General features: G+C 69.9%; 14 protein-coding genes and 1 pseudogene. 7 read left to right on the forward strand and 8 right to left on the reverse strand.

Annotation, left to right across the window (positions count from 1 at the left end; all coding sequences use genetic code 11):
* Nucleotides 1-142 precede the first annotated feature (142 nt).
* The 6 genes from trxA to ACIP94_RS27100 all read left to right on the forward strand — a co-directional run bounded on the left by trxA (nt 143) and on the right by ACIP94_RS27100 (nt 6,514).
* Nucleotides 143-589: a thioredoxin gene (gene trxA / locus ACIP94_RS27075; protein WP_402430878.1), complete on the forward strand. Its 447-nt coding sequence runs from the start codon at nt 143-145 to the stop codon at nt 587-589.
* A gap of 5 nt (nt 590-594) precedes the next feature.
* Nucleotides 595-858 (forward strand): UBP-type zinc finger domain-containing protein, encoded by a 264-nt coding sequence (locus ACIP94_RS27080; protein ID WP_402430881.1) that lies wholly within the window; start codon nt 595-597, stop codon nt 856-858.
* The gene (locus ACIP94_RS27085) at nt 858-2,672 is read left to right on the forward strand and encodes an FAD-dependent oxidoreductase (protein WP_402430884.1); all 1,815 of its coding nucleotides are present in this window, start codon (nt 858-860) and stop codon (nt 2,670-2,672) included. The genes ACIP94_RS27080 and ACIP94_RS27085 overlap by 1 nt, the downstream gene beginning before the upstream one ends.
* A gap of 48 nt (nt 2,673-2,720) precedes the next feature.
* Nucleotides 2,721-3,263: an Hsp20/alpha crystallin family protein gene (locus tag ACIP94_RS27090; RefSeq protein WP_402430887.1), complete on the forward strand. Its 543-nt coding sequence runs from the start codon at nt 2,721-2,723 to the stop codon at nt 3,261-3,263.
* Nucleotides 3,264-3,700: 437 nt separating this feature from the next.
* Nucleotides 3,701-6,055 carry an FUSC family protein gene (locus tag ACIP94_RS27095; protein WP_402430890.1) on the forward strand — a complete coding sequence of 785 codons (2,355 nt, stop codon included), beginning with the start codon at nt 3,701-3,703 and terminating at the stop codon, nt 6,053-6,055.
* A gap of 69 nt (nt 6,056-6,124) precedes the next feature.
* A complete protein-coding gene (locus ACIP94_RS27100; RefSeq protein WP_402430893.1) occupies nt 6,125-6,514 on the forward strand; it encodes a phosphoribosyltransferase family protein in 390 nt (129 codons plus the stop codon).
* On the opposite strand, the gene ACIP94_RS27105 is transcribed toward ACIP94_RS27100, so the two are convergent.
* From ACIP94_RS27105 to ACIP94_RS27140, 8 genes and pseudogenes are all read right to left on the reverse strand, one after another.
* A complete protein-coding gene (locus tag ACIP94_RS27105; RefSeq protein ID WP_402430896.1) occupies nt 6,493-7,140 on the reverse strand; it encodes a dihydrofolate reductase family protein in 648 nt (215 codons plus the stop codon). The genes ACIP94_RS27100 and ACIP94_RS27105 overlap by 22 nt on opposite strands.
* A 181-nt stretch (nt 7,141-7,321) precedes the next feature.
* Nucleotides 7,322-7,729 (reverse strand): annotated as a pseudogene (locus ACIP94_RS27110) (class I SAM-dependent methyltransferase); the annotation flags it as partial.
* A gap of 182 nt (nt 7,730-7,911) precedes the next feature.
* Nucleotides 7,912-8,526, reverse strand: coding sequence for a GAF domain-containing protein (locus ACIP94_RS27115; RefSeq protein WP_402430899.1), 615 nt, complete (start codon nt 8,524-8,526; stop codon nt 7,912-7,914).
* Nucleotides 8,489-9,115: a GTP-binding protein gene (locus ACIP94_RS27120; RefSeq protein WP_402430902.1), complete on the reverse strand. Its 627-nt coding sequence runs from the start codon at nt 9,113-9,115 to the stop codon at nt 8,489-8,491. Before ACIP94_RS27120 ends, ACIP94_RS27115 begins: the two co-directional genes overlap by 38 nt.
* Nucleotides 9,093-9,479 (reverse strand): DUF742 domain-containing protein, encoded by a 387-nt coding sequence (locus ACIP94_RS27125; RefSeq protein WP_402430905.1) that lies wholly within the window; start codon nt 9,477-9,479, stop codon nt 9,093-9,095. Before ACIP94_RS27125 ends, ACIP94_RS27120 begins: the two co-directional genes overlap by 23 nt.
* 3 nt (nt 9,480-9,482) lie before the next feature.
* Nucleotides 9,483-9,875: a roadblock/LC7 domain-containing protein gene (locus tag ACIP94_RS27130; protein WP_402430908.1), complete on the reverse strand. Its 393-nt coding sequence runs from the start codon at nt 9,873-9,875 to the stop codon at nt 9,483-9,485.
* Between the two features lie 74 nt (nt 9,876-9,949).
* Nucleotides 9,950-11,458 (reverse strand): sensor histidine kinase, encoded by a 1,509-nt coding sequence (locus tag ACIP94_RS27135; RefSeq protein WP_402430911.1) that lies wholly within the window; start codon nt 11,456-11,458, stop codon nt 9,950-9,952.
* A 429-nt stretch (nt 11,459-11,887) separates the two neighbouring features.
* Nucleotides 11,888-12,070 carry a DUF6308 family protein gene (locus ACIP94_RS27140; RefSeq protein WP_402430914.1) on the reverse strand — a complete coding sequence of 61 codons (183 nt, stop codon included), beginning with the start codon at nt 12,068-12,070 and terminating at the stop codon, nt 11,888-11,890.
* Nucleotides 12,071-12,257: 187 nt separating this feature from the next.
* On the opposite strand from ACIP94_RS27140, the gene ACIP94_RS27145 reads away from it, so the two are divergent.
* Nucleotides 12,258-14,213 (forward strand): beta-propeller fold lactonase family protein, encoded by a 1,956-nt coding sequence (locus tag ACIP94_RS27145; protein WP_402430917.1) that lies wholly within the window; start codon nt 12,258-12,260, stop codon nt 14,211-14,213.
* Nucleotides 14,214-14,247 lie beyond the last annotated feature (34 nt).

A 14,247-nucleotide genomic window follows, 5' to 3' on the forward strand; every position in this document is an offset into this window, starting at 1 on the left:
CCCACGAGGTCGAGACACTGGTCGGACGCGCCCTTCTGCAGGGCGACGTCCAGGACGGCGCGACGGTCCGCGTCGACGCCGAGGCGGGGGAACTGCTGGTCACCTACGACCAGCCCGAAGACGTGAAGGGAGCGCGGGCGGCATGAGCACGATGCAGGCGACGACCGTCAGGTGTCCGAACTGCGGGCGCACCAACCGGGTGCCCGCGGCCGCGGAGGGCCGCCCCAAGTGCGGCCACTGCAAGCAGCCCCTACCGTGGATGGTGGACGCGGGCGACGACGACTTCACCGAGGTCGCCGAGCGGGCCGATGTCCCCGTCGTGGTCGACCTGTGGGCCACCTGGTGCGGCCCCTGCCGCATGGTCAGCCCCGCCCTGGAAAAGGTCGCCACCGACCTCGCCGGTCGCATCAAACTCGTCAAGGTCGACATCGACAAGAACCCGCGACTGTCGCAGCGTTTCGCGGTACAGGCGGTGCCGACACTGCTGATCCTCGACCACGGGGAGACCCTCGCCCGGCAGACGGGGGCGGCGCCCGCCCACACTCTGCGCCAGTGGGTGGAACAGTCGATCACCGCCCGGAAAGGGTGATCCGGATGACCATGCATGCAGACCCCCACCTCGCGCTCGTACGGCCGGTCAAGCCGCTGACCCCAGAGGGGTGTCAGGAGTGTTTGATGCTCGGCTCCCCATGGGTCCACCTGAGGCTCTGCCTGACCTGCGGTCATGTCGGCTGCTGCGACTCCTCGCCGAACAAGCACGCGCGCAGGCACGCGGCTGCCGACGCCCATCCGATCGTGCAGTCGTTCCAGCCCGGCGAGGATTGGCGCTGGTGCTACGTTCACGAGGCGTTCGTCTGATGTCCGCCGACCAGTCGCTGCCGGGCGAAGGACCGGTGCCCGACGAGGCGGATGAGGCCGTCTTCTGGGAGACCCCGGACATCTACGGCGCGTATCCGCGTCTTACGGAGGACCAGATAGCACGTCTGGCCGAGCACGGGCGACGCCGGAGCATGGCTCCGAACGACGTGCTGATCCGGGAGGGGGAGCGCTGCGAGACGCTCTTCGTCATCCTCAGCGGTACCGTCGCCGTCGTCGAGGACTACGGCACTCCCGAGGAGCACGTGCTGCGCGTGCACGGCCCCGGTCGCTTCATCGGCGAACTCGGGCTGCTGCACGGACAGGTGGCCTTCTACACCGCTGTCGCCAAGGAGCCGGGCGAGGTGCTCGTCGTCTCCTTGGACCAGTTGCGCCACCTGGTGTCCCAGGACTCCACCATCGGGGACGTCGTGCTGCGCGCCTGTCTGGGCCGTCGCGCGCTGCTCGTCGGACAGGGCGCCGGCTTCCGCATCGTCGGCTCGCGCTACTCGCCGGACACCAGGCGGCTGCGCGAGTTCGCCATCCGCAACCGGCTGCCGCACCGCTGGATCGACCTGGAGACCGACGAGGAGGCTGAGGAACTGCTGCGCCGCTTCGGCGTCGGCCCGGAGGAGACACCGCTCGTCATCTGGCGGGACACCACCCTGTTGCGCAACCCCAGCAACGCCGAACTGGCCCGTCTCATCGGTCTGCCGTCACTGCCTGCCGGAAACCGTCACGGCGACGTCCTCATCGTCGGCTCCGGACCCGCCGGCCTCGCTGCCGCGGTGTACGCCGCCTCCGAGGGCCTGAGCACCACCGTGGTGGAGGCGTTGGCCACCGGCGGCCAGGCCGCCACGTCGTCCCGTATCGAGAATCTGCTCGGCTTCCCCTCCGGCATCTCCGGCGCCGAACTCGCCGAACGTGCCCTGCTCCAGGCCGACAAGTTCGGCGCCAGGATCAGCATTCCGGTGGAGGCGACCGGTCTCCATCACAAGGACGACGACCACTACGCGGTTGCGTTCGCCGACGGCAGCGAGATCGCCGCCCGCGCCGTCGTCCTGGCCACGGGTGCCCGCTACCGCCGGCTCCAGGTGCCCGGCATCGAACGCCTGGAGGGAACGAGCGTCCATTACTCGGCGACCGTCTACGAGGCCCAGCAGTGCCGCACCGACCCGGTGGCCGTGGTGGGCGGCGGCAACTCGGCGGGCCAGGCGGTGCTGTTTCTCGCCGGGTATGCGCCGAAGGTGTACCTGCTGGTCCGAGGACCAAGCCTTGAGGCCAACATGTCCCGCTACCTGGTCGACCAGGTCGAGCGCCATCCGCGGGTGGAGGTCATGCTGCACACCGAGGTCACCGAGGTCATCGGCCAGGAGGTGCTGGAGGAGCTCGACGTGGTCGACAACCGCACGGGCGGGCACCGCCGGGTCGCCGTAAGGAGCCTGTTCGTCTTCACCGGCGCCGACCCCCACACCGAGTGGCTCGCCGGCACCATCGCCCTCGACGCCCGCGGCTTCGTCCTCACCGGGCCGGAGGCCCAGGAAGCCTGCGCCCACCCCGAGGTGTGGCACGGCCGCGGGCGCTCCTGCATGACCCTGGAGACCTCCCTGCCCGGGGTCTTCGCGGCCGGGGACGTCCGCAGCGGCTCGGTGAAGCGGGTGGCCTCGGCGGCCGGGGAGGGCGCGATGGCCATCCACTTCGTGCACCGGCACCTGGGGCACTCGGCCGCGCCCGGCACCACGGGCACGCCAACCGCCGCGGGCGGCTCGGACGTCTCCCCACGCATACGTCACAAGGAATCCGCATGGCTCGCATGACCTATGGCGGGCGATGAGGTCACGAGAAGGAACAAGGAGGCGATGGCGATGGCCATGCCCGTCCGGCGCCACCGCGGTGGCGGTCTGCAGGAAAGGCCCGTCTGGGCACCCACCCCTGTCAATCCCCTGGTCGAGTTCGATGAACTGCTCAACCAGATGAGCGGCCTGCTGGAGTCGACGGTGGGTGCGGCCCCCGCGGCCGCGTGGACGCCTCTCGCGGACGTGTCGGAGTCCGAGGACGCGTTCCACATAGAGATCGAACTCCCCGGTGTGAAGAGCAAGGACATTGACGTAGAGGCCAACGGTCCGGAACTCGTGGTCACCGGAGAGATCAAGGAGCGGGAACGCAAGGGTGTGCTGCGCCGCAGCACCCGCCGCGTCGGAGCCTTCGAGTACCGTTTGCGGCTGCCCGGAGAGTTGGACACCCACAAGATCAAGGCTGAGATGCAGGACGGGGTGCTCAGCATCACCGTTCCCAAGGCCGAAGCCGCCAGGCCTCGCCGGGTCCAGATCAGTGAGTCCGGCGAGGGCGCGCGCGAAGACGCCACCCAGAGCGGCGCAGCGGCGGGCGGCGGGACCACCGCCCCCTGAGCCCCCACCGGGCCGGCGGTGCCGGACCAGCGTCCGCCACCGCTGCCGTCGCGACGAGGACGACGGCCTGCACGGTGCGGCTGATCGGCATGGTCTCGACGCACACGTCGGAGTCCGGGTACGTGTGACGGCGCTCGACGCGGCGTGACGGAGCCCGGCGTGTGCCCGGGAGTGCGACCTACCGGCAGTTCCGTTCCCGCGACGTCTGTCTGCCGGCCGTCGGTGAGGTCGTCGTCGGGGGTGCGGTCCGGGTGGATGTATGCGGGTACCCGCCTGGTTGAGGGGGCCCAGGCCACGCCGCGTGCCCCGCCTGCACGCCGGTCGGCGGCCCCACGAAAGCCGTTACCGGGGGCCGGAACGCTTCGGGAGGCCCAGCCACGGACCAGGACACCGCGCAGCGACGAGTACCCGCAGGCACTGTGGGGCCGGCCGGGCGGGTGGGGGATGTCTGGACGTCCGCGTGGGACCGGGTCATCGCCTCCGATCCCGGGTTCATCCGGCTGCTGAACGCGCTGCGCATCGTCTTGAGCGTGCTGCTGTCCGTCCTCGTGATGACTGCGCTGCACATCCCTCTTCCGCTCCTGGTCACCGGTGCGACGGCGGCGGAGGTCTTCTCGTTCGCCGTCTCCGATCCGCACCGGCGCGATCAGGCGATCACGCTGGCTCTGGGACTGCCGACCGGTCTTACCGCGCTGGCTTTCGGAGCACTGCTGGTGCACCACCGATTGGTGAGCGACGTGGTCTGCGTCCTGGTGATCTTCGCGGCCGCTTACGCGCGACGGTTCAGCAGACGGTGCAAAGCGTTGGGTGTCATCGCCTTCCAGATGTTCTTCATCACCCAGTTCGTCAGGCCTCACCCGCAGTGGCTGCCTCGGCTGTGCCTGCTGCTGGTGATCGGTGCGGTCTGCAGCGCGGTGGTGAGGTTCGGGCTCGTCCCGACGTCGTCGCAGGGCACCCTGCAACGACTGCTTGAGGCGTTCCGCGCGCGACTGGTGCAGCACCTTGAGGCAGTCATCGACCTGGCTCGGCAGAAGCCGGGAACACCTGGCCCCGAACGGGCCGTGCGCCGTCTGCGGCGGCGCACGGCTGCCCTGCATCAGGCAGCACTGATGATCCAGGACCACTTGGACGACACCATCCGGGAGCACTGCACGGCAGCCCATGTCCAGCGGCGCATCGCCGAGGCGGAAGTCGCCGCCGAACACCTCGCGGTCCTGCTGACAGGGGCGCTCGGCCTGCAGGGGGTCAATCCCGTCGCCAGCGACATCACCGAGCGCACCGGCCGCGTGCCACCGGACGTCTCGGTACCGCTGCGCACGGCCGACGAGCAGGTCATCCACCGTCTCATCGCCGATCTGCACGCGCTGAAGGTGGTCGCCGGGCGGGCTCCCGGCAGCGACCACGGTGTCGGCCTGAAGATCGTGCGGGACCGGCTCCTGGGCTACCGCGACGACGAACGGCTGCCCGACGCGCCCCCTGCCGTGCAGGACGTGTTCCGGGCGATCGGCGACGTCAGCCGAGCCCTGCTCGGCCTGCGCCTGGCACTGACCGGGCCTGACGAGAGCGAGGAGAGTCCGGATGACAGCCCCGAGACCGTGCGCTGCCGGGAGGAGCTGCAAACCGAGGATGCCGTCCTCGACGCCGAGGACGCCCTAAGGGAGAAGTCCGAGGAGGAGGGCGAACCGGCAGGCCTGGAACGCACGACCACCCGCATCGCCGTGCAGGTTTCCCTCGCCTCGGCCCTGGCGATCGTGGGTGGCGAACTGCTGTCGCCGCAGCGCTGGTACTGGGCCGTCTTCACCTGCTGGGTGGTGTTCGTCAACACCTCCTCGGCCGGAGAAATCCTGGTCAAAGGGTCCCGGCGCCTGGTGGGCACCCTGCTCGGCGTCCTGGCCGGAATCGGCTTGGCCGGCCTGGTCGGCAACCAGCCCTGGGCCGCGTTCACGCTGGTCATCCTGTGCCTGTTCGGGACTTTCTACGCGATCTCCTACGCGGTGGTGTCCTTCTTCGTCACCGCGATGATCGGGCTGCTTTACACGCTGTTGCACAGCTTCACCCCGGACCTGCTCGTGATCCGGCTGGGCGAGTCCGCGCTGGGGGCCGCCTGCGCGGTCGTGGTGGGCCTGCTGGTGTTGCCGGTGCGGACGCAGGAGCGCACCGAGGAACAGATCCGCGAAGTGCTCGCACGACTGCGTGAGGTGACCGGCCAGGGTGTGGCCGAGCTCGGCGGCGGTCGCCCCGTCGACCTGCTCCACCGTTCACGGGCCTTGGACAGCGCACTGGCCGATCTGCGGACCACCACTCTGCCGCTGCGCCATCCGATCACCCCCCTGCGCCGTCGCCGGCGGCTCACCCGTTACGTCCTGGGACTGCTGGAGACGGCCGCCTACCACGCCCGCAACCTCGCGGCCATCGCCCAGCCCGCGCCAGGCAGTCGGGGGATCGTGAGCGATGCGCGGCTATCCGAGGCGGCAGGACGCGTAGACCGCAACCTCGGCGCGCTCATCGAGTGCTTGCAGACCAAGGGTGGCTGCCGGGAGCCTCTCGACGCCGAGGCGGGAACCGCCACCGCGCAGAAGGACTCCGAAGCCCCTCACGCCCCCGGATCCGGAAGGCGGACGGCGCCGGAGACGGAGCAGCGGCGAAACCGGCTCACTCAGGTGGCACTGCGTCATCTGCAGCGGGTGGACGAAGACGTCCTGGGACTCGCCCGCCCGCTCGGCATGGGATTCAGGGAGCAGCAGGCCGAGCCGGACACCCGGCCGACGGAGACAGCCGCCGCGGGCCGGTAGGACGTCGGCGCCCGCGGTGGTGTCCTCCCGGTCCGCAAGCTCGGCGTGCCCGGCGAGGAGGAGGTGGCGATGGGAGCCATGGCGGACGGCGGACTGGTGGTGCTCAACGAGGACGTCGTCCGTGGCCTGGGTATCCTGCCGGGCACGCTGCGCAGCGCCGTCGGGCGGGAGGCCCGGCAACTGCTGCGCCAGGAGCAGACCTACCGGGAGCAACGGCCCGCGCCCGAGCTGGAGGGCCGCACGGTGATCCTGGTCGACGACGGCCTTGCTACCGGGGCCGGCACGCGTGCCGCGATCCTGGCCCTGCGCCGCCACCGGCCGGCGAGAATCGTCGTCGCGGTGCCTGCCGCCCCCCAGTCGACCTGCCGCGAGCTGGCCGACATGGCCGACGACGTGGTCTGCGCCACCTCGCAGCTTGAACTCGAGTGGCCCTCGCCTCACCTTCGCCAGAACAGGTGATGGTGCGTCAGCCCGTTCGGGCTGGGTACGACCTCCCGGTGGAACCGGTCGAGCAGCTCATCGGGGGACTCCCAAAGCCGTAGTCCGGACCCGAGCTTTACCGGCGAGACCGCCACATGCATGGTGTCGACGAGGCCAGCGTCGAGGAATTGCCGGATGGTGGTGACCCCGCCGCCGAGTCGGACGTCCTGGCCTTGCGCCGCTTCCCGCGCACGTTCGAGGACCGTTGCCGGGTCGCCGGCGATGAAGTGGAACGTGGTGTCGGAGAGCGTGAGCGACGGACGCTCGTGGTGAGTCATGACGAACACCGGAGTGCGGAACGGGGGCTCCTCCCCCCACCAGCCGCGCCACTCATGGTCCTGCCAGGGCCCACGCTGGGGACCGAACTTGTTACGGCCCATGATCTCGGCACCGATGTTGCGTGCGAAGTCCCGCGTGAAGTAGTCGTCGAGGCCCCGGCTGCCGCCGGGATCCGTGCGCATGGGCCAGCTCGCCGTGGCTCCGGCCCAGGCGAACAGCCTCTCGGGATGGTCGTGGCCGAACGGCCGCTCGAGACTCTGGTGCTCGCCGGCACCGATTCCGTCACTCGAGACGTTGAAGTTCATGACTCTCAGCAGTTGATCCACGTCTGTCCTCGTCAGGTCCTGTCGCGTCATCGTGTGGCGAGGCGCCGCACATCATGACGTCGAACGGGACGTGGCCGGATCGACAGCGGCCCGCAACTTTTTTCCAAGGCACGTCAGGAAGCGGCCTCATTGGCGGTGTGGTGGTGGCAGCCGCGACCACTCACATGCGTCGCAACGGATGTCACCGCACATCCAACCGTTCCAACCGCCAACCCGGCGAACCAGAGCACCAGGGGTGGCGGGCTGGCAAGTGGGCGTCGAGGAAGCCTCGCTCGGAGGCCGGGTCGTGGAACAGCCGGGCGAACGTGACGAGCCCGGCCCCGGCGAGCAACTCGGCGAACCGGCCCACCGGCCAGCCATAGGCGGGCCTCACCTTGTGGTCGAAGCGTACCGGCTCCGGCCAGTCGGTCGCGAAGAACGAGACCAGGAGCAGGGCCGCCAGAACACGTACTTACTCGGCGAGGAGCGCGGGCAATTCCCCAGGCGGGGTATGGATCATCGAGTAGTGGGCCAGCACGCCGCCGAGCGCGCCGTTCTCGACTGGCAGGGCCTCCATCCGCGCCTCATCGAACCGCAGCGCCGGATGGGAGGGATCTTGTTGTCGCTGGGAGCGGTGCCCTGCCGTGCATGCCGAGAACCGCGGGAGCATGATTGATCGTGCTGCTGCGACTGACTCATGGGCGGAGCCGGGGTGCGGGAGCCGCGGTCGGGTGCCGGACGGCCGCGCCGGGGACACTCCGGGGCGGCCGCGTGCGAGTCCGGCAGCGCCGGTCACTTGCGACGGTGCGCCGACTCCTCCAGCCGCTCGACGAGTTCGGCAGCCATGGCCTTGATGGTTTCCAGCCCCTTGCGCCCCCACGGCTGTGGGTCCTGGTCGACCACGCAGATCGTGCCGAGCACCACGCCGGTGCTGTCTATCAGCGGTGCGCCCAGGTAGGAGTGGACGCCGATCGCGTCGACCACCAGGTTGCCGGCGAACCGCGGGAAGTCCCGGATGTCCTCCAGCACCAGCGCCCGGCGGCGCTTGACCACGTGCGGGCAGATGCCCATGTCGATGTCGCGGGGCATGACGCGGCCCGGCACCGGATCCTCCAGCAACGGCGTTCCCACGTGGACCGTGGTGTCCTGCGCGGCGCTGTACAAGCCTGCGAAGTACTGGCGGTCGGCGTCGAGGAAGAAGTTGACCCCGGCGTAGCAGCCGCCGGTACGGTGTGCCAGTTCCCGTGCGAAGGCGTCGAGTTCCGCATCCGGACGGGCATCGATGCCCAGCTCGCGCAGCCGCTCGGATCGGGCACGCACCTGTGGGTCCTCCGGGGGGAGGAGCAGGTGGCGCAGGGCGATCCCGGACTCAGGCCCGGAGGAGGGGTTGGTCGGTGTCGGTGCCATGGGAACTCCTTGTCGTGAGCAGATGCTGAATCAGTTCGAGCAGCACGCGGATGCCCGAGCTCTGGACGCGGGCGTCGCACAGCACCACCGGCACCTCCTGACTGAGGTCGAGCGCGGTCCGCACCTCCTCCCCGCGGTAGCGGTGGGCCCCGTCGAACTCGTTGACGGCAACGACGAAGGGCATGCCGCGCCGCTCGAAGAAGTCCACCGCCGCGAAGGAGTGCTCCAGCCTGCGGGTGTCGGCGAGAACCACCGCCCCGAGCGCTCCCTGGGAGAGTTCGTCCCACGTGAACAAGAAGCGCTCCTGCCCGGGCGTGCCGAACAAGTACAGGACATGGGACGGACTGAGCGTGATACGGCCGAAGTCCAGGGCCACCGTGGTGGTGGCCTTGTTCTCCACTCCGTCCAGCCGGTCCGTGGCCGCGCTGACGGCGGTCAGCACCTCCTCGGTGCTCAGCGGCTCGATCTCGCTGAGCGCGTTGACGAAGGTGGTCTTTCCCACGCCGAACCCGCCGGCGATCAGCACCTTGATGCCCACTGGCAGGACTTCGGCCGTCGGCAGAGGGTCACAGTCGTTTGAGGAGGCCATCGCGTACCGCTTCCAGGAGGTCTCGATCAGGTCGTGCGTAGTGGTCCGGGGACGCCGGGTGCGCATCGCCTGCGACCACCGCGCCTCCCTCGGCCAGATCGGACAGCAACACCTTGACCACGGCGGCGGGCACCTGCATCCGGGCCGCGACCTCGGCGACGCTCACCGGCCGGTCGCACAGCGCCAGCACCTGCGCATGCTCCAGGCCGAAAGCGCCCTGTGTCTGGGCGCCAGTGGCCCGCACCATGGTCACCAGCGTGAAGTGGGACGTGGCCCTGGTCCGGCCGTCGCTCACCGTGTAGGGACGGACCAGCCGCCCGGCCGCTTCGTCGACCAGCGGTCCGTCCGGGAGGACCGGCGTCATCGGTCATCCCACCGGGTGCCGGGGCGGTGTGGCCAGGTGAGGGCGCACGCTCTTGACCATCATCCCCATCTCGTAGCCCAGCACCGCCGCGTCGGCCTCGCGTCCGGCCAGCACTGCCAGCACCGCGCCGCGCCCGGCGGACGAGACGAACAGCAGCGAGGTGCTGAGCTCCGTCACGATCTGTCGTACGTCCCCGCCGTCGTCGAAGTGCCGGCCCGCGCTGCGCGCCAACGAGTACAGCCCACTGGCGAGGGCGGCCAACCGGTCCGCGGCGTCCTCGTCAAGCCCCTCCGCTGCCTTCACCAGCCCGTCCGAGGACAGCAACAGGGCACTTCGGGTGTGCGGCACCCGGTTCACCAGACCCGTCAACAGCCAGGAAAGGTCTTCGCTCGCCACGATCGTGTACTCCTCTTCTACGGAAGGAAACAGCTTGCTGGACGGGGCCCGGGGCCCTCAGGTCGGCTCGGCTGTCAGGGCGTCTCCGCTTCCTCGGCCCTGCGCATTCCGGTCTGGAACGCGGCCATCAGACCCGGGTCGTGTGCGATGTCCTCGGAGACACCGGTGCTGGGGGCCGCGTGCGGCCGTTCGGCGGCGTGGCTCTGGCGGCGGCGCTGAGGCAGCTGCGGACGGTCGTCCGCGCCGTCGGAGGGCATCGGGGCGGGCCGGGGTTCGGAATCGGACACGCGCGGATCCGCAACGACCTTCACTGTTGCCCGGAGGTCCGCCGCCTCGGGTTCCACCGCGTCGGGCGGCCCCGCGTCAGGGGTCGGGACCGTGTGGTGCGCGGGCGCGGGACCTGCCGGCTGCGAGCCGAGCAGTGCGCTGGGCAGCACCATGACGGCCTGAGTGCCGCCGTAGACGTTGCTCAGCAATTGCACGGCGATGTCGTGCCGCTGAGCCAGGACGGAGACCACGTACAGGCCAATCCGGCCGTCTTGCAGCAGCTCGCCGAGGGCGACCTTGTCGGGTGCACTCAAAACGGTGTTCATCTGATTGCGCTCGGCCGGGGACATGCCCAGACCTCGGTCCTCGACCTCGATCGCCACCCCCGCGGCGACGGGCTCCACCCGTACGTGCACGGTGGTCTGGGGCGGTGAGAAGACCGTGGCGTTCTCCAGCAGCTCGGCCAGCAGATGGACGACGTCGACCACGGCGTGGCCGCTGACCGATCCCTCGACGGGCGGGACCAGCTTGACCCGGGCGTACTGGTCGATCTCGGCGACGGCGGAACGCAGTACGTCGGTCAGGCTGACGGGGCGGGTCCACTGGCGGTGGGTGCTCGCGCCGCCGAGCACAGCCAGGTTCTCGGCGTAGCGGCGGATCCGGGTGGACAGGTGGTCCACCCGGAACAGCCCTTTGAGCAGGTCGGGGTCCTCAACCTCGTTCTCCAGGTCGTCCAGCAGGCCGATCTCTCGGTGCACCAGGGACTCCAGGCGGCGTGCCAGGTTGGCGAACACCTCGAACTGCTCCAGCCGGGAGTTGTGTTCCGCACCGACCGCACCGGCGGCGGTCTCCAACAGGGCTGCCTCCGCCTCCTGCCGGGCCGCGGCGATCTCGAACCCGAGGCGGGAGAGTTCGTCCGGGCCGGTCTGCGGCGGCAGTTCTGGCCGGCGCCGCACGGGCCGCTCCCCGTTCCGCAACCGGCGGCACAACAACTCCAGTTCGGCCCTGCCCTCGGCGGTGGTACGGGTCAGCTCGGCCAGCTCGGCACGGTTCCGGTCGGCTTCGCGGGACAGCTCCGCCCAGTGTTCGGTGACTGCTCGTGCCACCGCCGAAGCCCGTATGCCGGCGATCCCGGCCGCCATGATGCCGATGAGCACCACGCCGCCGAACACCACGCCCTGGTCCGCCCCGTCCAGGCGGCCATCCCGGGCCAGGGCGGTGGCCACCGCACCGGCCACGGCGACCACGCCCGGCGGTAGCACGGACGACAGCACCAGACGCCGCCTCAGGACCCCGGCTCGCGACTCGGCTGTCACACGGGAGATCAAAGGCGACGTCGGCCGGTCGTCCGGCGACATGGAAGGATCAGGCATAACAGTCCCTGGACAGTACGATGATCGGGCCGAACGCGCACGTTATCGCGCACCAGTACCCCGGCGTCACCCCTGGTGCGTACAGAAACCGAACCGTTGTCCTCGAGTTCGCTTCGAAGCGCCCGTCCCAGGCGTGCGAGTGTGGAAAGGGTCACCAGCACTGGGGACAACCTTCGTGCCCGCGGCCGTCACCAGCAGGCTGGTGCGCAATCGCCACGCCTCCACGAGGAATTCGTCGAGCAGCCAGCCGAGCGGGGCCGGCCCCATGCCGATACATGTCCCACTGTGCCCGATCCGCGAGCAGAGCCTGGGCCCCAGCGGGATCACCGGTCCCACGGATCCGCCGGGCCAGAGGACGGACGGCACTACGGTTCAGCTCGCCGAGGTCTGACGCCGTTGTCCTTGACGCATCCAGGCGATGGCGTCGAAGACGCGCAGGATGATGTCCTCGCCGATACCGGCCTTGTGGCGGAGACGGATCAACTGATCGCAGAGCGCGCCGTTGCCGGCCCGGAGTGCTGCTCTCAGCGCCGCCCTGAAGGGCTGATCCGGCAAACGGACATGTGGCGCTGCGCGGCTGTCGCGATAGTCGACGTCTTCACCCGCTTCCCGGCGGACCTCCCGGCGCGGAACCGAGGGCGCCTCAGGGAGTGTCGGAGACCTGCCCTACCCTTCACTCACCGGCCGCAGGGCCGGTCCCGGCCGCACACAGCGGCCACACGCTTCTGGGGGTCAAATCACCGTGCGCATACGCACACTTCCGGCTGCCGTCGCGACGGCAGCCCTCTTCAGCTCCGTGGTACTCGCGGCCGTCCCGGCGGCCGCCGACACCAGCACGCCGATCGCCCTCGACAACGTGCTCGACACCGTCGTCGACGGCGCCCACCAGCACCTCTACATCAGCGGCGGCGGCGTGATCGCCGTCACCGATTACACCGGCAAGGTGGTCACGACGCTCACCGGCCTGTCCGGGGTGTCCGACCTCCAGCTGAGCCCGGACGGCAACACGCTCTACGCCGCGGTCACCGGCGCCGACAAGATCGTCGCCTTCGACACCGCGACGCTCACACAGACCGCCGAGTATCCGACCGGCGCCGGGACGGCGCCGCGCCGGATCGCCCTCACCGAGGGCCGGATCTGGTTCGGCTACGGCGACCAGTGGGATTCCGGCCTCGGCGAGGTCGACCTGACCACGCATCCGGCGGCCGTGACCCTCGACCTCGCAGGCGACCACGACTTCGCCAGCACGCCGATGCTGTACGCCGATCCGGCGAACCCGGACACCCTCGTCGCCCTGGACGGCGGCATCAGCACCGGGCCGATCGTCGTCTACGACGTCTCGTCCGGCACCCCGGCCATCCGTGTCACCGCGAACGAGGGCGGCTTCTACCGGGACGCCGCGCTCACGCCGGACGGACAGTCGATCCTCGTGGTCGGGCAGGGGCACCAGGCGGTCGTCGAATACCGGCTCTCCGACCTCCAGAAGGTGCACGAGTACCCGGTCAAGGACGAGTCGGAGACTGTCAGCGTCGCCCCGGACGGCACGGTCGCGGCGACCTCGCTCGACACCGGGAACACCGGCGACACCTACGTCTTCCCCGGCGGAGCAGACGCACCGGCCAGCGTCCGCAACCTGTCGGACGAGTGGATGCCGTGGGGCGGGCACTCGACAGCCTGGTCGGCGGACGGCACGAAGCTGTTCGTGCTGACCGGGTCGTCCGGCTCTATGCAGTTCCACACCGTGACCGAACCGCGCAAGTACGTGACGAAGCTGACCGCGAACGCCCCTGCCACGGCCACGCGCGCCAGGACACTCACCGTCAAGGGCACGCTCGCCGCCGGTCTGACGCCGCCCTCCGGGACGCTGCTGAACGTCGTACGCACCGACCTGCTGTCCCCGTCGGGCAAGTCCCTCGGCACCAGGGCGCTGGGCGCGAACGGCACGTTCTCCTTCACCGACGCCCCACCGGCCGGCGGTACGGTGCGGTACACGGTGACATACGCCGGGGACGCCTCGCACACCCCGGCATCCACCTCGGACACCGTCGCCGTCTCCCGGGCCACGCCCGCCCTGACGCTCACCAACAACGGCAAGGCGTACGACTACGGCAAGAACGTCGTCTTCACCGCCCACCTCGGCACCACCTACAGCAACCGCACGGTGGAGATCTGGGCCGACCCGTACGGCGCCGACAAGCCGAACAAGCTACTGAAGACCGGCAAGGTCGACTCGCACGGCAACCTGTCGGCGACCGTCAACATGTCACGCGACACCGCCGTGACCGCCGTCTTCAAGGGCGACTCCCAGTACGGCACGCGGACCGTCAAGTCCACCGCGTACACGCACGTGAAGATCGCCAGCTCGCTGTCCAAGTACTACCGGACGGGCACCATCGGCTCGACCCGCTACTACTACTTCCACAAGAAGACCGACGCCGTCCTGACCACCACGATGACGTACTACAAGGGCCGCAAGGAGCGCCTGGACCTCCAGGTCTACTCCAACGGCAAGTGGTACACGACGGACTCGGAGTACTTCCCGCTCGGAACCGGCGGAAAGTGCATCGTCAACCTGGGCCACCCGGGGACGTCGGGTGTACGCGCCCGGGTGCGCGCCGCGTACATCGACCCCTCGTCGGGTGACAACGTGAACTCCACGACGTACGGGGCCTGGTCGTACTTCTACTTCACCAACTGACGTGGCCGGCCAAGGGTTGAGGTCCGGCTGCTCT

Origin of the sequence: Streptomyces sp. NPDC093261 (genome assembly GCF_044753645.1) — a bacterium.
Classification (GTDB): Bacteria; Actinomycetota; Actinomycetes; order Streptomycetales; family Streptomycetaceae; genus Streptomyces.